Raw genomic sequence first — 19,987 nt, forward strand, 5'->3', positions numbered from 1 at the left:
GAAAATAAATTAATAGATCAAGATTCAAACGACTCGCTCTGCATTGTTATATCTATCTTAAACTCTTGTTATCACATAGAGACACTCAGTCGGATAAACTTTATAAATAAAAACCGGCGATGCCATGTAATTATATAAATGCGTTTTCATATCGAAAACGCATCCAATAAAACCTCATCAATCAACAACTATCAGCACTATTACTATATTTTAACTAAGCTTAAGGTTAGCAAGCGCACGCAATGGTCGTCTTTCCAGTTCGAATGTATCAATGAACTTAAGTGAAGAGCTCCCATCAGCTAGCCCCATGGAATCAATCAGAGCATTTCGCTCAGGTTCCTTCGATTGCCATAGGGGATGTGTAACAACTGCACGCCAGAGTTCTTTTCCATCCTGAATCTCGATAAGAACAGGTAACGAATACTCTTTTAACAATTTGATTGTTGCTGGTCGTAGAGCCTCGACGTCTTCCGCTAACTGAAATGCTCTTTCTCGCCATCCTGTCATCTCCGGCTGGTTCCAGTCTGCGGCATTCAAACCACATGCGAATTCGGGCATAACCATCGCCCGTAAATAGGCCAAACCTAACCGCCAGTCGAGTAAACCGTGATACTGGCGATTACCATAGCGCTGTATGCACTTGTAACACGCGGTTTGGCATTGAATCGGGTGATCTTTCTTTAAAAAATCAACCATCGGCCATTTGTCATTCTCTTCGAAAATCTCATGTAATAGTTTGACTATCAGAGGGAAGCCGTTAGCAGTAGCTGGTTCGGCAAGCCGCCTGCATAGTCCTGAACCGTTGATTAACGCATCGGCGATTTGCAGTCTAGGTTTACCAAGGTGCAGCCGGGGTTCAAGCATTTCAAATTCATCTGGCGAAACATCCAGATAGAGCGCTGCCTTATGCGTCAAGATCTGGGTCGCGCTAATAGCTGCGGCGCGCGAAGGCAAATTCATGTACTCGCCGTATCTGGCAACCATATTCAGATTAAGGCGAGTATCGAATTTCGTTATTTCAAGATGAAGAGACTCTGTCTCTTTGCTAGATACAAGCCCAAAACTTTTTTTCTCGCCGCGATACTGCCAGCGTGGGTTATCGTGCGATTTTAGCCAGTCTGAATCGATAGCCTGCTCGCCGTTAACTGACGGGCAATATGTAGAAAAGGGCATTGGCGCTTTTTGGTCGTTTACCAAGTCAACATTAAATCGTTCGCCTTCCTTTTCTCCATTAATAGGGCCATCATTAAGACGTAGAATGGTCACTTCGCCGCGTTGCACCGTGAAGGAACCGCATTTTGTTGGAACACCTTCATGCAATACTGTTGCTGTGGTTTTCAACGACATGCGGATAAAGCTATCCATATCGTCCTTGGGTTTGAAATCAGTACGAAAAGCAGCTGGTGTGATATAAAGCTTGAATTCGTTAGGGCTAATCGGCGTGCAGCAATCCTCGCAATTAATGTCGTTGTCAGGTTTATGTAGCTCTAGCTTGGCTGAACCACATGCCGGGCAAACTGCTACATGGCTGCATGACTCCTGCCACGAACCTACCGTCGAAAGATCCGATATTCGGTTATTCTGGACCTGCGGTTCTTGGTAATTACCGGTGAAGCCTATTACCTCATGCTTTTTCTTATCCTTGATCAATACTGAGCCAGGAGCATACTCGAAAACTGCGAGATCAAGATCGCGATCCATCGTCGACCATTCGTATTCTTCTTGCGCGTTTAGACCTTTTGTTTTCCGCAATCCCAAATAAAGGTTGCGCACCCGGGTCGGCATTCCGTACATTGGCAATTTTCCATGCTCGGCTAGGAAACGTGCAAGCCCCATATCCTCTTCAGTGACATAAATTTTCAGTTCAGAGATTTCATCAATTATGTTTTCCGCATTTAATATTGAATTAAGACGTTGTTTTTGTTCTGGATCGAACGTTGCTGCTTTAATAAATCGATTATGTATATTCTGAGTTGCTTTCAATGCTCCTAGCAATCGCTCAGCCCAATTATTTTCATCGCTATGATAGTAATCATGCGTAGAAATATATTCGCCATGAATATCAGGTGGAACGAGTTTATCTCCAGGGAAAGCTATTCCCTTTTTATGATCCTCTTCACGTAAAAGATTAAATGCAGCTCTAAGCCATACTTTCCGCATAAGTCTTAATGGAATGGCATCGTGATCTACTGCCAAAAAAGGCGGCGGTGGTGGATCTCCGGTGATCGCATGAGGATGAGCGAAATAGTAAGCATCATGAGTTCGTCCGCGGCAAAATGTGATAACGAAAGAAAAAGCCTGACCACGTCGCCCAGCGCGGCCGACGCGCTGCTGGTAGTTAAACCGCTGAGGAGGCATGTTTGCTTGATAAACCGACTGAAGTGAACCGATATCAATTCCAACTTCCATTGTCGTGGTAACGGCAAGCATATCGATTTCCGCATCTAATTTTTCGAGTTCACTCATTTCATCAACAAAAATGCCCTTAAATTTACGTAGGCGATCGGAGAAATCATCTGTCTGCCCCGTCAATTCCTCGACGTTCAACCTGAAACGTTTAACTCCGTCTTGCTCTCCACGAACAATGCGTTTACCAAGAAAATTTTCCTTCCATAGCTTTTCGACAACTCCGCTGGGTTCAATTTCAAGTAGGGTTAAGCAGCGAGTACAATTCTTAAACCCTAAATGTAAGTGAATTCGCCCACATTTCCTGCATTGCCAATAACCATCGCCTGGCTTACTAATTTTGAGGAACAATTTACCGATCTTAATTCGCCCAGCCTTATGCTCAAGCTGAGAGAATTGATTTAAAATACGCGTCAAACCTTCTTGATACCCTCCATCGCCGAATAATACTCTGGCGACGCGCTTAACTTTCTCTTTTTCAACATGACTGCCTTCATACCAATCACGGGTACGTGTAGAGTCAAAATATTTATTATCTGTAACGCGATACGCCCCTGAAAACACCCTTAACCATGCATCTAGCTCTGGTAAGTCATCTTTATCTGATATACATGGATATGCCAGACCTGTTTCCTCTAGCGCGAAGAAGGTATTAGCAAAAATAACATCATCTATCAGCTCAAATTGATCGCCGGCGACTTTTGTTTTTATCTTCATTTTTTCATGAGAAGATAGCCCATCGCTATATTTAACGACCGCATCTTCTTTAGTAAAATTAGCATGCCAAACATTGCTATCCTCATCATCTGAACTGGAACGATACTTATATGGTGATATTCCCAACCCAACCAGCTCAGATGTAATTCTTCCGATTGAATCACCTTCAGACTCTAATAGCCTATCTATTTTTATGCGTTTATACTTACAAAGATTAGCAATGTCCTCTTGATGTTTTTTTATAGCATATAGTCGGCCGTACTCATTATCATCATTAGCCAGCATAGCTTTGGTCATCTTATCTTTAAGAATATCTTCTGATATATAATTGTTTTCTGCTTCTTTAAGCATCGTTCTGGCTGCTGCGACTAATATTTCCCTGCGTAGATCGCGCAAGTGTAATCGTTCAATTTCTAGCGCCATAGATGCCGCATCCTGCCGACTATCTGAAAAAACAATACTCTTTGCTTCCGCACCGATCGCATGTAGCAATTCAAATAATTCTGTCGCCACAAGCTGGGATGACTTAGTCACACCAGTACGAAATGCGCGAATGGGCGTTCTGGTACGATTGCTGGCAGGCCGGCTGGAGTAGTCAATGCCACAGTTAGGACAGCAGAAAGGCTGCGCGAAGGGTCTCTTTGTCGGCTCGCCTTTTTTACCCGGAATTGTTTTTTGGAAATAAAGATATCCGTGAACCGCGTCAGTACTTGTCGGAAATATTTCCTGCCCGATCGTCACAATGCCTGTAACAGGATTAAGCACCGCCTTATCCCAGACATCCCAACCTTTTTCACAACCTACCGGGCTTGAATGAGCAGTATCGACAGGCCAGAAAACCGCAAATTCATCCAACGTCATATCGTCGTAATATTCAGCGCCGGGGCGTTCTGGAAGATTTTCCAGATTGGTCGCCGAAGGTAATAATTCGATTGTCTTACCGCCCTTCTGTCCCTTCTGACCGCCGATCAGTAATTCTCCGCATGCCTCGCAGTACAACATCTCGAATAAACGGCGACCTCGTTTCTCCCCCAGGCCTGCTGGAGCGTGCGACAAACCACGCTCCAAACAAAAATCGGAGAATTTCGCCTTTTGCTCTCCCGGCAATACGGAGGCGAAGAAACCCTCAATATTTCTGACGAATGTATGCACGCGAAAAGCAGGTGTGACGTTGGCGGGTTTATCGCAATCCATCTCCGATTCTGGCAGCGCACGCACCAGCATTAATCCGCGTAATGCTAATTCCAATTCATCTTGATTACTTGGGTCTTCCTTCAGAAAAACCTTATCAATGATTATTCCTGGCGGCATCGCTCGCGGCAACTCGCTGCCATCTTCTATACAAGCATTGGTCAGCAACGCTGCTGCTTTCTCAGCGGCTTGTTTAATGCCTTGCATGCTATTTTGCGCTTTCACGTCTAGAGCCAAGAAGACATTAGACAAAGCCTGACTAAGCGCGTCCGTCATTTTCAGATTGCGTACGACATTTTCCTGCCCCTCGAGGGCAACACGCATCAATGCGGCGAAAGGCCGCGCAGCGATTTTTCCTTCTGGTTTCAATGGTACATAAGGTATTCCCTTAATGACGCAGTTACGCCAGAAATCAGGATCATCACTACCGGCATCGAGAGCATCGCGGCAAGTACCGAAGGGCGAAAATAGATCGCGTAGGTATTTACGAGATTGCTCTCCATCCACGCCATCCATCGGCAGCGATGCTGAAGACGCGAGTAAACGCAGTTTGTAGCGATGTTTCGGGTCGTCAAGCCCGAGTCTTACAATTAGCGACTTAATCAACATCGCGGTTTCAGTTCCAGCAGAACCACGTAATAAATGCAACTCGTCAAATACCAGATAGAAGTATGCGTCGTTGTTATTCATTAACCATTCGCGCGTAGCGTCAAATATACCGTCTTCGACTTCGCGCGAAAGCATTGCCCCAAGCATTGAGGCGTTAGTGACGAGGAGGTCAGGCGGAGCAGCCTGCATATCCCAGCGAGACATCATTTCCCCGCCGTCTGTCGAAGGAAATATATATCGAGTCTTTTCCGCAGTGTTTTCTTTTTCATCGAACGCGCGTGCAGCCTGCTGATCGTTATCAATCCGTTTCAATGCCTTACGTAACTTTTCAAGATTACGAGCACGGCGACTTTTTTCCGATTTGACTCCGGAAAGACGTGGATGGCTGGCATAGCCTGTAATCGGTGTTGCGCTGGTATATTGCCCAAAGAATATCTTGTTTCCGGAGAAATGCTGCTCCATGACCCTACGCGCCCCTTCGGAATCCAGCGTTTTACGCAAACGCGCCATTTGATCTTCAACCAGAGCGTTCATCGGGTAAAGCACCATCGCCCTTAGGGCCGCGGGGCGTTGTTCTCCTTCTCGACGAGAAGTCCAGTTTGTTTTTTCGCCAGTCCACCACCGATTTTGCAGATAGCCTTCGCAAGGCGCGGCCCAGCTGACAGCCTCATTCGATAATGCAGCTAATATAGGCAACATAAAACTTTCGGTTTTTCCCGAACCTGTACCAGATGTCACGATGCCGGGTCTACCGGGAAGAATACCGCGCTCCAGCATTTGCGTCTGGTGGCTATACGGTGCATGGACTGAACGACGCGACCAGACTTCGTCACCTAGTTTCGAATCAAATAGACCGGATAACGCTAGTTCAACGAACGCCTTACGGCCTTTGGGAGACAAGCTCTTGAGCGGTCCACCGTCCATCTCGGCCAGAGCTTCAAGCGTTTTATCAGAAGACTCATACCGCAAAACAGGCTCAATGTAAGGCTCAGCGGCAAATTCTCCGCTACTATTCAAAAGATTGCGTCTTGAGGCCGCGACTGAAGGATCGGCAATTCGAAAGCTAGTTTCTATATATGAAATGAAGAAGTCCTGAATACGGCGAAAACCGCCAATAGGGTCTAACATGATTTCCTTCTCCTATAATTTATTGGGCATACATCTCGTCATTATTTAAATTTGCATATAAATCGACTAAATATTTTTGATGCATCGCTTTGTTTTCAGTATCAAGCGGCAGCACCTCATGTGCCGTTCTCATCGCCCGTAGTGTATTTGCTAGATCCAAACGTCCGGCTGACATTTCATCCGCGATAGCGAGCTTCTCAGGGAAAGAACCTTGCGATTTTGGACCGGGGTCCAGTTCGCTAAGATTTTCTGAAGAAAGATATAAAGGAGATAGCGCAATCGCATCCCGAATGACGACATTTTCCATTCGTAGGCGAATATGTTGTACCTTGATTTCCTCCGTTTCTTCACAATCTTCGTTTTCAATGGTGCCGCAAATCAGAAAGCGTCGGTGCAAATCACCTCGGTACAGTCGATCTTTCAGTGCTGGCAACCAGAAACGCACAGCGGAACATTCGACACGTTCAATCACGGCGAGGATCGTTCGGGGACAAGAAGCTTCACTCAACAATAATCCTTGGTAAAGCGGCGTCGCCATATTATTCCCCGCACGAACCCATAGATCCTCGCAGGAAATTATCGTTGGATCGGCGATCTGTCGAATTGAGCGGCCTGAAGAAATCAGCGATTCAGCAACAGCAAGGAAGTCTTGTGTTTCCGGACCAAATAACAACGGACATTCACCGGCCAACATCAACGCAAGAAATTGCGTCATCAATATTTTTCCGCTGGGTGTCAGCAATTTGTTCTCTCTAACGAGCTGGCCGAATTCTTCGCATGATACTACTCTCGCTTGCGTCGGAAGACATACTTTGGGGAATACTGAATAAGCCATATGACGAAACTTCTCAGCAATCGCGACATCCATCTTTTCGAGTTCAATTTTTGCCTGAGCAGTACGTTCTTCGGTCTCTCTTAAAGATGCTAAACATGCTTCATGATCGTAGGTTAAGGAAGCCAATATATGATGCTGATTTTCGTTCTGGGCGCATAACTCATTGTTGGCGTCTTTCAGACGGCTAATTTCTTTTTCGAGATACTCTTTTTCCTGATTGAACGTTTTTTCTATATCCGCTTTATTTTCTGCAAAATCAGTCTGTAATTTTTCTTTTTGGAGCTGCCATAATTGTGCAATCTCCTCCTCGATTTCGCTTTTCCTTGTCTTATCAAAAACGGTCATTTCCATTTCAATAACTTCACGACGTCGAAGCCGTTCAGCCGAAAATTCATTATCGAGCGCCTTATGCTCTTGGGCGCGCAACTTGACTCGCTCTTCTTCCGCTATGCTTTGTATCTGATGCTCGAGAAGACGGATGATGTGCTGGTCCTTCAAAACAGCTTCGGTAAATTGACGAGTCAGAGAATCCTCCTCTTCCAGTTTCTTAGCCAACTCTCCTGCCCGAAGCATTTGAGCAGCAGCCAGAATAGCATCGACGCCGGAAGATAATTTTCCGTTTTGCTCGTCTGTATGCACTCGAAGCCATGAAGAGATCTCGACCGTCAAATCAGCGCAGGAAAGAAGTTGAATGACGTATTCGATGTACTGCTTATCCGGCGTCCAGTCATGGATCTGGGTAGGCAACGCATCGGCATCGGGCATATAAAACAATTTTCCGTTTTCAGATATGCCTGATACGGAAATCACGCCGCCTTCACGGAAATCATATTCATAGACGTTCTGACTCTTGGAAATGATCAGACAGCCTGTTTTCGACTCAGCCAGATTTGCCAGAATCAAGCCATCCAGCCCAAAACGAATAGCCCACAACCCCGGTTCACCATCTGTAGCTATGCCATCAAAGCTCAATTGGCGACGCGCTTCCAGCAGCGACTGGCCGGAAGATAAATCATAATAAGGATAAATACGGCGAGCACGTTTCGCTTGCGCTCTGTTGCGAGTACTTAGCCCAACATGAAAAGCGGCCCATTCGCCCTTACGGAGCGACAAAGCATCAGAGTCATTAAACTCAACCTCACCCGTACGAGGAAACAGTTTCTTAGGGTTCTCGATCGTACGCCAGCCATCAGGTGTTTCCTGCGCAATAGCTGTAAGGTAAGACTGATAATTTCTGCGATCATATTGACCCAGATACCAAGGGATGTTGCTCATTTTTAATTTTCCTTATTATCCCAGCGTAAGTGTTAACCGACCGTTTCTCCATATCGGACGTATTCTTCCGCCAGAATGGCGACTGACTGAAACCACTCGGCTTGAATCGTCCTCGCCATTTGACGAGAGAGAATAAAAACATCCCGGAAGTAGCGACTCTAGCCAGAGGAAAGATATGTCATCGACAGGATAGGTGTAACCGGAGTCCATCGGACCTCCGTTTCTGAGCGCGTGACGCCGTATTCCCGTAGCCAATACGTCGGGCAGGCCACAATCATCGATAAGACACTGCAGATGATTTTTAGCGACGCGTTCAAACATGGGTTCCCTGTTATTTGCGCCAGCGGCGATAATAGCTGCGGTTCGGGAAAGATAATGTGTTGTTTTTCTTCCGGAAATAACCCGATAGATATCATGATCTCGCCCTCCAGGATGAGTATGCAGTGACAGCGACACAGATTCTTTATCCTGGATACCATGTTGCTGAAATCGCCCTGAATGCCAGTCCCAGACCGCAGCTAGATCATGTAATTCAGCAGCGCGTTCTGTCGTGGCTAGTGAAAGCGGTATTGTATCGGATGACGATGAGGCTTCGATTAGCGGCCATCCTAGACGCTGAGATAACGCAACAGGATCAGCAAGTACAGCGCCAAACACAGGGGGCGACCAAAGGCTAACGCCGCAACGACGAAAACTTTTTCCGCCCAACCCAGCGACCACTTTTTGAAAATCATCCACCAGTCTGGCGCAGACTGCGCCTTCCACAACAATTAGAGAATTTTCTCCGTTACGAATATGAAGCAATGAAGATTTAACCAGCGTCCATGCCCGGCCTTTCCATCCGGGACGCAGGCGTGGCTCGATCAGACCCGCATTTTGTAAACAACGAATCAAATGCCATACGTTGATCTTCCCGTCTACATGCCTTAGAAGCGCGATTAACTCGGCCTCTTCCCAGCCGCTTGCTCCGCTGGCGTATATCGCCTCCAGAAGATGATCGCAACATACTTCGCTATCTTCCCATTGAAACTGCTCTTCGAAATTAAATGTCGGCGCCTTTAGTGAAGACGTCGACCAGTCGCAATACGGCTCAAACCGGTATCTTGCACTTTCGCCTAAAGTCGGGTGCGGTACAGCGTAGGTGAAAAAACGCGCGCGACGCCGCCACGGCGGAGTTTTTTCTCCCGACTCAAGCGCTGGCTCGATGGAAAGTTCACAGTTAAGAGGTACAGAAGAAATCAAACGGCCATCAATTACAGAAACGTTGATTCCTGCTTCATCATTCCCGGATGAATATATTTTGTAGCGTAGCGTATCTGACTCAATAAAAGGCAAAAATGCGGGTAATCCCAGCCATCCGCCGGGGAGGCGTATTCCACCGTATAGCTGAGGGCGCGTGACGTCATCACCCTGAGTGCCCCATGAGGGTCTTAGTAAGCGAAATATATCCATCGCCGAAACTAGGTTCACAGGCTGGACCGTTAAAATCCAATCGTCCTCTACAATATAACCGTTGAGACGCTTGCTTATCTGTACGGAATGTTTACTGGATAAGGCAATATGAAACCGTTGCGAGTTTACGTCAGGAGACGGTTTCGCTCTCCAGCGCCCGTGCCCGATCTCATCAAAAAATAGTAAGCCGGCCTGCGACGCCTTCCCCAGATTTTCGCTGCTACCGGCACCACGGTCTTTAAGAGCTTTGGATAACACAGGATGAAAAACGGTTTCGCCTGTATCGCCCACACTACTGAAATAACATCGTGAACCGTCAAAGTCGACATACATATCAATAATGATTTGATGATGCGGTGCGCCGGATGATATTTCGAACGCCCGTTGACGCAGGCGCCAGAAAGGCATATCGAATAGTGCGCGGTGCCCTAGTAACCACGCGTCTCTGAATTCGGCGTAAGCCTCCTTCAGCGCATAAGAAACGCCAGGTCTTTGAATAACAATCTGAAAATACTTGATTAACTGGCGCGGATCAGCGGCCGCTTGCGGATAACGTTCCAGGCACTCGCTCATCAGGCGTAGATCGGCTTTATTAGGGAATGCCAACCGCAAGGTGTGACCGATTTGAACCCAACCATCCCGCGGCGGCAGGACAAGATGCCTGTAAGACTCACCTTCCTGAATTCGTTGGTTAAGCCATTCGGCTAATGCCTCCCACATCTGGTTGACGCCAGATAAATTCTGAAAACTATGCGAGGTCTGCAGCCAGTTCTGTAGCTTCAGACGAAAGTCATTGCGCTCTTCCTGTGCGTCGAATTGGCTGCTAATAAGCAACGTCATGACCAGATAAGTAAAAAATCCGGGCGTATCACGAGTCGACTTTTCTATCATGCCGTATTCAAGGCGCTGTGGCAGATCCCGTATTTTTGACATACAGGTTCGAAACGCTTCTTCAATTTCATTCGCATTAGCACTGCTGTCGGCGAATGCTGCCGCAAGCGTCGACGGCGTAACTTCAAACCAGCGAATATCCTGCGCGTCGCCGCCGGCACCGAACCGGAGAAAATAATCAATCAGTTTACTTTCCCAACCATCGGGCGTAACGAGAGACGTCCAGTTCATTCAGGTATATCCTCCGTCCGCTGACTATTGATTCGGACTGCCATCACCAGTGGCTCCAGAAGACGTTCTGCCAGAAAACGAACGGGAGGAACGGCAAGGCCGTCACCTATCACTTTGAATGCTGACTGATACGCAGCCGGGAGGATGAAATCATCCGGCAACCCCATTAACGCCGCCGCTTCTTTGACCGACAACAAACGCGTTTTCACTTGGCTGCCTTTTACAACGATAATACGAGGACGAGAAGCTCCGCCTTTTGGCGTTCTCAGGCAACCAAGAACTGTCGAGAACGTTATTTCGGTCCGTTGCCGGTTGACGCCTTTTTCTTTGCGCATGCGTAAATAAAGGCTGCCTGCAATTGTCTCGCCGGATGCCTGCGCGTTCGCCAGACGCGCCAGATTAGCCGGTGCCATCATACTGATAAGCCGTTGTGTTTCCTCGGCAGAATGCCATAGCGCGTTTTCATGCTCAAAATCGATTAAGTCGTCCAGTTCCCTCATTCTGGCGTCTGGTAAATCGCCAGGCGACCACCAGATCCAGTCATTGCGAGCTTCCTTCGCCAGCGCATCGCAGGCGCGTAGGAGCGAAGGTGAATGCCATTGCAACAAAGGTTCTTCTGAAACCAAACATTCAGGAATGGAAACATGACGACTAATCGCAACAACAAATACGCGGGGGCGGGACTGCGGTAGAAAGTGCTTTGCATCGATGATTATTGCGCCATACCGATAGCCAGTTTTGCTTAGCTGATGGCATATTGCGGCGAAATGGCTCCCCTTATCCAGCGTCAGCAATCCAAGAACATTTTCAAGAACAAGAATCGGCGGCTTACGGTTTTCCTCCCCGAGCCTGCTTATTAAATCGAGGAATGGCCATATTGCACCCGAACGCGTGGTTTCATCGGCACTGGAATCTCTTTCGCCAATTCCCAAGCCATTACCGGCCAAAGACAAATCTTGGCAAGGAAATGACGCCCAGCTTAAATCAGCGTGGAGCGGCAGTTCATAGGAGGTAACCTCTCGTACATCACGCATGTCGAGATGTTCGTCCCCCCAGTTATCGATGTAAGTCGATGCTTTTATCGGGTCCATGTCGTTGGCAAAAAGGCATCGCCACTGTTTTCCCAGCCCAGCCCTAGCCATACCGCCGCCCGCGAAAAACTCATAGAAAGTAAACCCTGCCTCGTGAGGTTCTGTTAAATGATTGTCACTCATGACAGCATCAGTGCTCATGACCTGACCATAAAATAGTATTGCTGAATCGGGGCATCGTTCAATTTCCTGAAAGGGGTATTCTTAACTAGATAGTCTATAAAATCAGGAAGATAATATCTATATGGATAATTGTGTCGGTCATGCGAAAACGCATTCAAGCAACTGAAAATAAAATATTTTCTTAAAACCATCAAGCAAGACTGTTGAACCGGCAATGTTGAAAATGCAAACAGTCAGCATCTGTGCTGTAAATTGTTTTTTATTTAGAAAAATTCACTATTGGAGCAGATAACTAAGATGTCGTTTACCATTCTCCCTTGGTCTGAGCTGGCACCACGATATGATGGGACAATTTTGCTGGGTAACGGCGCAAGCATCGCCGTCAGTCCTCGTTTTGCATATGGCTCTCTTCTTGAACACGTCACCCAAAAAGAGAGTCTGGAGGCAGATGTACGAAAACTTTTTGACTTTTTCCAAACTAAAGATTTCGAACTCATTCTGCGTATTGTTTGGCAGGCGTCAAACGTCAACAAATCATTAGAAATTGAAGATGCCCGCACTCATGAGACCTACCTCAGAATACGTGAATGCCTTATTCAAGCTGTACGAGATGTGCATCCTGAGCATGATGAAGTTGACGAACAGCTGCCATATATTTACGAGTTTTTGAAAAGATTTAACACAGTCATTTCGCTTAACTACGATCTGATAGTCTATTGGACAATGACATATGGTCTGGGTCTCAACGATCATCATCGGTTTAAGGACTGCTTTCTTGCCAGAGGCCTTTTTGAGCAAGACTGGCAACGGTTAAGAGGAATGCTTGGAAATGAACAATCTAATACACTTGTTTTTTATCCACATGGCAGCCTCATATTGTGCCGTAATCGTATTGAACAAGAGAGTAAAATTCATATTAAGAATGCAGGTTTACTTGAATCGATTCTGAGGCGGTGGCAAAGCGAGGAAGTTGTTCCTCTGTTTGTTAGTGAAGGAACGCATGAACAAAAAGTAAACTCGATTCAGAGCAGTTTTTATCTTTCAACGGTTTACCGGGAAGTACTTACCGAACAGCGTGAAAATCTTGTTATTCTAGGCTGGGGAATGGGAGAGCATGATGTGCATCTATTAAAACGAATGGCTGGTGCAGGCATAAAAAAAGTCGCAGTATCTGTATTCAGAAGAGACCAAGCGTATTGCAATAGAGCCAACCAATTAATCAAAGATAATCTTGGGAAAAACATTTTGATAGAGTTTTTTGACAGTGAAAGTCCCGGATGCTGGAATCAGCAACCAGAAGTTTGATGCAGGGACTGTAATTGATAATAGTATAGAGGCATGGCTAAGATGGCGCGTTACTACGCTGCTTTTTAAGCGGGCCCTGTAAATTACTCTATGCAATAGCCACCATATTAAAGGTGAGCACTCAGACGATCACCGAACTCGATAATAAACGGTTCATTGCCAGCCGCCAGTTGTGGATCGACATAATCCATTTCTTCGACTCATCCTTGATAGCCAGATAAATCACCTCATAGATCGAGTAGTCTACAGGGAACATCTTGCGCTTTTTAATAGCTGCATGTAATCACCAACACAGTGAGCTAAGGTTCGCGTTAACTCATACAGCTAACCTGCCAGCAACTCCACATATTTGCAGCAGCAAAGAGAGTACTGCAATAAGCGTTTAAAGACCGTTTTAGAAGTTGGTCACCAGCGTTTTGTTGTGGGCTTTCTGCGATTTGATCGGCATTTATTTGTGTGGCGGTTAAGTAAGTCAGGTTAAATTAAGAAGGCATGCTTTCTTTGCTTTCTGAAGAATCATCAGTCGCTCAAAAAATTGATCGGTAAGAACGATCGATAACGATTTATTGATCTATCAAAACGATTACCTTTCCCGCCACTGCGTTGTTTATCCTTCCCACTCCTTTATCTGCATGCATCGGTTCTAAACCCTGCAAGCAGCCCATCTTCAGGAATGCCCACATGAAACGCTGCGAGCGTTGCAACAAAAAGCGCGGTTTCATTGAGCGCCAGCTGTCCACGGATAAAACGCTGTGTGAAGAGTGTTTACATGATTTGATGCGTAAAGTTCGGGAGAAAACGTCAGTGCCCGTCAGACCCCGTAAACGGTGAGAAGTGATGACACTGCTATGCCGAATCACATTGATGTCAGCGTTATCATCCCCGCATGAAATGCGGCCGATACTATTGGCGCACTGCTCCACCAGCTGTTGAGCGAACACAATGTCAGCATGGAGATCATCGTAGTAGACGACGGTTCCACAGATGACACCCGCCACATCGTTGCCAGTATTGATGACCCGCGCCTTGTATTGGTGTCTCAGTCGAATCTGGGCGTTTATGCTGCACGAAATGCAGCATTGACAGTTCACCGGGGTGATTGGCTGCTGTTCCTTGATGCTGACGACGAGGTGAGCGATGGATTTGTGTATAACCGCTGGCAAAAAGTGCAGGCAGCACAGGTCGATGTGATGGTTTGCAACGGCTGGCGGATTGAGCCTGACGTTCGTAGCAGAGCGATACATACCCGGCAGCCTTACGGGCAGCGGCTATCGGGCCATGACTGGATACGTCACTGCGTCACACAACGCGAATGGCCGCACTATCTCAGCTTGCAAATCGCTCGCTCTTCCTGCATCCGCTTGCACCAGTTGCAGTTTTATCCCGGCAAAAGCCATAAAGACATACTCTGGACCATTGAACTGGCACTGAGCAATGCACAGTTCCACATCGCTGATGACAAAGATTACTGCTATCGCATTAACACGGCCTCCATCACCAATCGGACTGACTACTACGATGTAAGGGCGCTGAGCTATCTGGATGTGATTGCGGAGATTATTCGTCTTGGTGAGCAACACCAGTATCGGGACTTGCGACAGTATCTGCTCCGGCACGCTCTGGTAGAGTCCCGCCATTTTCTGGGACTCTACCGCAACAACGTCAATGGCAAAGCGGCAATTCGCCGTAAATTCCGCGAGCGGATCTCTTTCGGTAGCTTGTTAAGCGGCATCAGTAATTTCAGCGATCTGTGTTTTTATCTGAAACTTTGGCTGAGGATGCGGGGAGAGAATTAAATCCAGTGGGAGGAGTGTGAGTCTCACTCCCTACCGGGTGATCTTCTAAAACTAAGGCGAAACAGGGGCCAGGGGTTGTTTCGTTTTGTTCAAAATCCATTCATCGACTTCCGACTCCAGCCAGCCAGCCAACCGCTTTTACTCCAATTTTTATCCTCAACGGAAAAGTCGGGTCATAACGGGTCGAATACGGGTCAAGCCAATCATATACCGTAGAACGACCAATTCCTAACTTCTTGACAAGTGCAGGTATGCGCAAGATTTTAACGGCTGTTGTTTCCATGATAAGACTTCCTCTTTTGGTTTGCTTTGGACGGGAGCCAAAGTATCTGCTGCTGCAGTTGTGCAACATACGGCTGCAATACCTCATTTTTTACGGAGTGCAACTAGCTGAATTATGGGTGATTTTAATTTTGATGATTTTATCGTTGGCTTGAAAACTGCGTTCAACAACAAGAGTGCAGCATTGTCGTTGAGACTCAGGGTGGCTGAGCGGGAACAGGAAGAGGTGGTTTCAGATGCCAATGAATATCATGAGTTTGTACTATCGCTGGTTGAAAGCATGCTTAAGAATCCGTTAGCACGCCGTAAGTTTGATGATCAAGTTTACAGGATGACATTTGATGATCCGGTCACAACTCGCGAAACTATGGGTGATCTTATTTTTCTGGCTGATGTTAACTGGCATCTGGGACTTGGGCTCCTGAACACGAATAAAAATGAAGCGATAAAGTGCCTTCTCCAGGGCATTGAATATCTTGATTACTGCCGAGGTCTAGCAGATGAAGAATTGTGGCAACAGGGTCAGGCCGTAAAAACAGATGTTCCGGCGCAGGGTGGCAAAAGTAAAGCGGCTCGCTTTGATGCCGTTAAAGCTGGAATTATCAGACTTTTGCAGGAAAAGTGCCCCCCATGCGGGTGGAACACTAAATTAGAAGCGTTAAAAGACATAGAGAATGGAATAAATGAACTGGAATGGCCCTCTGCCCGTGATCGAAATAATCAGTCCAAAACGAAAGATGAAATATTTGCAATGAAGATGCTCCGGGTTGAGGTCTGGTCAAGTCAGGATCAGAAAATAAAAGCTGCATTTGATAATGTCGTAAAGCCTAAAAAGAAATAGCTGTGATTAAAGCCAAATATGCTGGCAGACGATATGACCAAACTGCCAGCTTTATCCGTACATACTACCTGCGACTCGAACCTATCGAACGATACCCATCGCCATAAGGCTTAGAATAATTTTTCACCATGTAATCAATATTGCGCAGCAGGTCTGTCGCTTCCTGCATATAATTGGCTGAATTGCCATGCAGATAGCAACATGCTTTTTGTGGAAAGTGGACTAACTGTCGGTGTTGCTTCCACTCCAGACTTAACGCACTACACCATGCCTGTTGAATTAAGGCAGCCAGGCTTTTATCGGAACCAAAATTACCTGGCCCTTTGTAGATATTCTTATTCAGCAGAAGCAGAACATGATAGTGCTTACGGCGTTCACGTTCACCAACCTCGCGCACCCAGATATACCGTAAGCGATTACGCGCGGTGCGATTCCATCGTTCGCAGCGCTTCCGGCAGTCCACCACTAACTTAGCTTTCAACGATTCAATAAAGCGTGTGATTTCTTTGTTGGATGTTTCATACTGATAATCCTTCGAAAAACGCAAATCAACCCGTAGCGCTAAAGTACGGGGGAATTCATCAACAGCATCATGGATGACATTCATAAAGTCCTGGCGATATTGTTCATTATGAGAATCATTGTCCATTTCAATACCTTTAAGTCAATTCTATTAATTATGACAGCAGACCATAGCGCAACCATTGCAAGCTTATCCGTTGCATACCCTACGCATGAGTAATAAACACTGACGATTGATTAATGATATGTATCTACACTCAAATGATAACAATCGAGGATGATTAGACCATTATCTCAATACGTTGATAGTTAATGAGTATGTATAATTAACCACCAATAAATATGATGGAGGTATACGGATATATAATACTACACCGACAGTCAAACATTAATTATTCAGGCCAAAGCAATAGTGTGTACCCATGCCTGATGGGCAAATGAAAAAAAAGCCTCAGTAATTTCACTCTGAAATTAATTTATTAGTTTTTTAGTCAATTTAGCTGCTACAACTTGCGACAGTCGCAGGAGTAGCAACTCAGTAGTACTTAAAAACAGGATTTTTGTGAAAAATATTGTCATGAAAATTACGATCTCTGCATACGACTCTTGCCCCGTGGCGTAGGTAGTCAATTTCGATGACTCTTTCTTTTTCCAGGTTGCTGATTACCTTATCCAGCAATTTACCTTTTCGCAGAACATTCGGCCCAAACCTTCGGATATCATTATATTTGATGCGAACATCTGAACGAGAATATTCACGGTGCAGCCATGATAATAAGAGAGCCTCATAGTAGCCGTCTTCGTAACCAAACAGATTTATGGCCTGGTTCATATACCACTCACATATCAACCATGCACTTTCAACATATTCCTTTTCAATCAAACGCTCTCCCTGGGTAAAGTAGCTGAGTAGGGCTGATAGTCGGGCAACATTATTAGCAAGCTTGGACGCAAAGTCATTCATGTTGGCGTAATCTTCATCCGGACCAATACGGCTCTCAATCAGATTATAAATTTCCTGCCATTCATACAAAGCAGCAGGAGTGAGAGACAGAACTTTTTCAAAAGACACATCATCCTGTAAATCTTTCTCATTCAGAAGTTCATTTATTCGTTTATGGAAGAGTGTCAGATAATGAGAGCTTTTTGGGCGATCATCGATATATCGCTCACCTTGCGTGGAAAGCTGTTCATCAATATTAACTATCAGGCAACGCGCAAAAAAGCCACTACCGCGGGCTTTTTCTCCCTGGCGCCTTAAATAAAAATCAAAAGGTTTTTTCTGTACCATCACAGACAAGGTGATGCGACCATTTACGATAGTAAAACTCGGCGACGTTTTTCGTTCAACACTGAAAGGAACGCCATCCCACATTGAGCAAGTAAAGCTGAATTCGTTCATCACTTTACGATCCAGAATATTTGTTCCCTCATCGGCAATCAATCCTACGTGCGAACCATGATTATACATCGCATGTTGTAGAGCCTCGGGAGTGACGTTGTTATAAATGAGTTTGTTCATTTTGGGCAGTAAAGGCTTTTCAAGTTGCAGTTCGACTAACGCATCAGACAATGCAGCAGTGCATTGCCCCTGGACTGTTTTTTTCCTGATTTGACTCAGAATACCTTTTTCTCTTTCACGCCATGCCATCAGTCTGGTGCCATGACCTGACTTCAGTTCATCAGACTGAGCCAGTTTGGCTTTGTCATGTTGATAAAATGGTGCGAGAACCATTCGGTCAACGGATGTTTTTCTTTCTCCAGAATTAGCAATTACAAGAGAAAAAATAGAGGTGTTATATTCAAGGCTATCATTTACCTTCACTTTTATTAAACCCTGGCATGCCAGAGATAATGCACTGATAACAGAGGATGTTATTAAAGCCCGTGGAGCTTGTGTATGCTCCGCTATATCATAAATGGTTTCACGAATGAGATCAGGAAGTGCATTGACTGGAATGTTAGAAATATTTCACCTTTAGGCTGTTGGTATGCAGTGGAAGCAATTAATAGCAAACCAGATCGCACGTCAACATCAAAATAAATATCGAACCAAATTGCATTTTATAAGACCTGATTGGATATTCTGTTTCTCACTGGACTCGATTGGACTGAAAAAGACAAATCAGGATGAATTATAGAGTTAATGACGTGACACATAAGCGGTTTTTAAATCATCATCCCGCAAGAGGAGTTTCACATTTTCGCTGATTTGGTTTTTATTTGAATTTCCCCTCGGCATTATCAACTCACTGTCTTTTCGGACGGATAAGTAAAGGCGCCACCAAAAAAAAATTTTAAATAATTTTAAGGTATATATCACCTAACTGAATTCCCTCCCATTTGACGACTTCAGGCCATCCACACCGGATGGCCTTTTTTATGCTGAGAACGCCTATGAAAAAACCTTCAGGTTATGCCCTTATTCGTCGCCATTTGCGGCGCTATCCGCGAACGCTACGCCAGACGCTAATTCGTGAACTCAATCAGCTTGTCACTTATGAACCCGTGATTGGCATCATGGGTAAAACCGGTGTCGGCAAATCATCGCTCTGCAACGCGCTATTCCGCAGTGAAGTCTGTGGTATGAACACGGTGGAAGCCTGCACCCGACAGCCACAGCGTGTGCGGTTAAGGTTTGGTAACCACTATCTGACACTTGTGGATCTCCCCGGCGTCGGTGAAAGTCAGCAGCGCGATAGCGAATACCGTGATCTCTACCGCCAACTGATTCCCGAGCTGGACATGGTGATATGGGTGCTCAAGGCTGATGATCGTGCTTTCTCCATTGAAGAACAGTTCTGTCACGATGTGTTCCAGCAGTTCAGCGGACCGCTACCACCGGTTATCTGGGTGCTTAATCAGGTGGACAAAATCGAGCCAGCGGAACAATGGCGCTGGCCGTCTGCACAGCCTTCACCTTTACAGGCGGAGCATATTGCGCTGAAGCAACAGGCGGTGGCCCGACAGCTTGGCCTGGCAGAAAACGTCGTCTTACCGGTCTCGGTGCGCGGTCGCTATCGGTTGCCCGCGCTGGTTGAACACATCATTACTCACCTCCCAAAGCAGGCCCGCAGTCCGCTGGTGCCGCACCTGCATTCGGGTTACCGCACCAGCAGCATTATCAGCACCGCCCGCAGCAGTTTTGGCGAGGGCGTCGTGGAGGTTATAGACCGTGTGATTGACCTGGCTCCATTACCTCAGTTAGCTCGCAGTGCGCTCAAGGCCGTCACGCATACCGTTGCCAGCGTGGCGGGTTCAGTCTGGTCATTTTTCTTCAAATGACGATCAG

The 19,987-nt window shown here is 46.1% G+C and carries 10 protein-coding genes and 2 pseudogenes; 4 read left to right on the forward strand and 8 right to left on the reverse strand.

Annotated features, from left to right (window positions below; translation table 11 throughout):
- Positions 1-210 precede the first annotated feature (210 nt).
- Genes B3041_RS05545 through B3041_RS05560 form a run of 4 tightly spaced genes read right to left on the reverse strand, consistent with a single transcriptional unit; the run spans position 211 to position 11,949 of the window.
- Positions 211-6,051, reverse strand: a complete 5,841-nt coding sequence (locus B3041_RS05545) for a DEAD/DEAH box helicase (protein ID WP_292969983.1) — start codon at positions 6,049-6,051, stop codon at positions 211-213.
- 19 nt (positions 6,052-6,070) lie between these two features.
- Positions 6,071-8,161: a hypothetical protein gene (locus tag B3041_RS05550; protein WP_292969985.1), complete on the reverse strand. Its 2,091-nt coding sequence runs from the start codon at positions 8,159-8,161 to the stop codon at positions 6,071-6,073.
- Positions 8,162-8,176: 15 nt separating this feature from the next.
- Positions 8,177-10,735, reverse strand: coding sequence for a hypothetical protein (locus tag B3041_RS05555; protein ID WP_292969987.1), 2,559 nt, complete (start codon positions 10,733-10,735; stop codon positions 8,177-8,179).
- A complete protein-coding gene (locus B3041_RS05560) occupies positions 10,732-11,949 on the reverse strand; it encodes a DNA cytosine methyltransferase (protein ID WP_292969989.1) in 1,218 nt (405 codons plus the stop codon). Before B3041_RS05560 ends, B3041_RS05555 begins: the two co-directional genes overlap by 4 nt.
- Before the next feature lie 297 nt (positions 11,950-12,246).
- Here B3041_RS05560 and B3041_RS05565 point away from each other — a divergent pair, with 297 nt between their 5' ends.
- Positions 12,247-13,254, forward strand: a complete 1,008-nt coding sequence (locus B3041_RS05565; RefSeq protein ID WP_292969991.1) for a DUF4917 family protein — start codon at positions 12,247-12,249, stop codon at positions 13,252-13,254.
- A gap of 107 nt (positions 13,255-13,361) precedes the next feature.
- Here B3041_RS05565 and B3041_RS05570 read toward each other — a convergent pair.
- A pseudogene (locus tag B3041_RS05570) lies at positions 13,362-13,537 on the reverse strand (IS256 family transposase); the annotation flags it as partial.
- A 619-nt stretch (positions 13,538-14,156) separates the two neighbouring features.
- Here B3041_RS05570 and B3041_RS05575 point away from each other — a divergent pair.
- A pseudogene (locus B3041_RS05575) lies at positions 14,157-15,050 on the forward strand (glycosyltransferase); the annotation flags it as partial.
- Positions 15,051-15,150: 100 nt separating this feature from the next.
- Here B3041_RS05575 and B3041_RS05580 read toward each other — a convergent pair.
- Entirely contained in the window at positions 15,151-15,333 is a 183-nt protein-coding gene (locus tag B3041_RS05580) for a helix-turn-helix transcriptional regulator (protein ID WP_349678554.1), read from the reverse strand.
- Between the two features lie 114 nt (positions 15,334-15,447).
- On the opposite strand from B3041_RS05580, the gene B3041_RS05585 reads away from it, so the two are divergent.
- Entirely contained in the window at positions 15,448-16,173 is a 726-nt protein-coding gene (locus B3041_RS05585) for a hypothetical protein (RefSeq protein ID WP_292969993.1), read from the forward strand.
- A gap of 64 nt (positions 16,174-16,237) precedes the next feature.
- Here the strand turns inward: B3041_RS05585 and B3041_RS05590 are convergent, their stop codons facing one another.
- Entirely contained in the window at positions 16,238-16,822 is a 585-nt protein-coding gene (locus B3041_RS05590) for an inovirus Gp2 family protein (RefSeq protein WP_292969995.1), read from the reverse strand.
- A gap of 408 nt (positions 16,823-17,230) precedes the next feature.
- Positions 17,231-18,664: a YfjI family protein gene (locus B3041_RS05595; RefSeq protein WP_292970051.1), complete on the reverse strand. Its 1,434-nt coding sequence runs from the start codon at positions 18,662-18,664 to the stop codon at positions 17,231-17,233.
- Between the two features lie 428 nt (positions 18,665-19,092).
- On the opposite strand from B3041_RS05595, the gene B3041_RS05600 reads away from it, so the two are divergent.
- The gene (locus B3041_RS05600) at positions 19,093-19,980 is read left to right on the forward strand and encodes a GTPase family protein (protein ID WP_292969997.1); all 888 of its coding nucleotides are present in this window, start codon (positions 19,093-19,095) and stop codon (positions 19,978-19,980) included.
- Positions 19,981-19,987: the final 7 nt, after the last annotated feature.

Source organism: Pantoea sp. UBA4549 (assembly GCF_002387285.1).
In the GTDB taxonomy this organism is placed as follows: domain Bacteria; phylum Pseudomonadota; class Gammaproteobacteria; order Enterobacterales; family Enterobacteriaceae; genus Pantoea; species Pantoea borealis.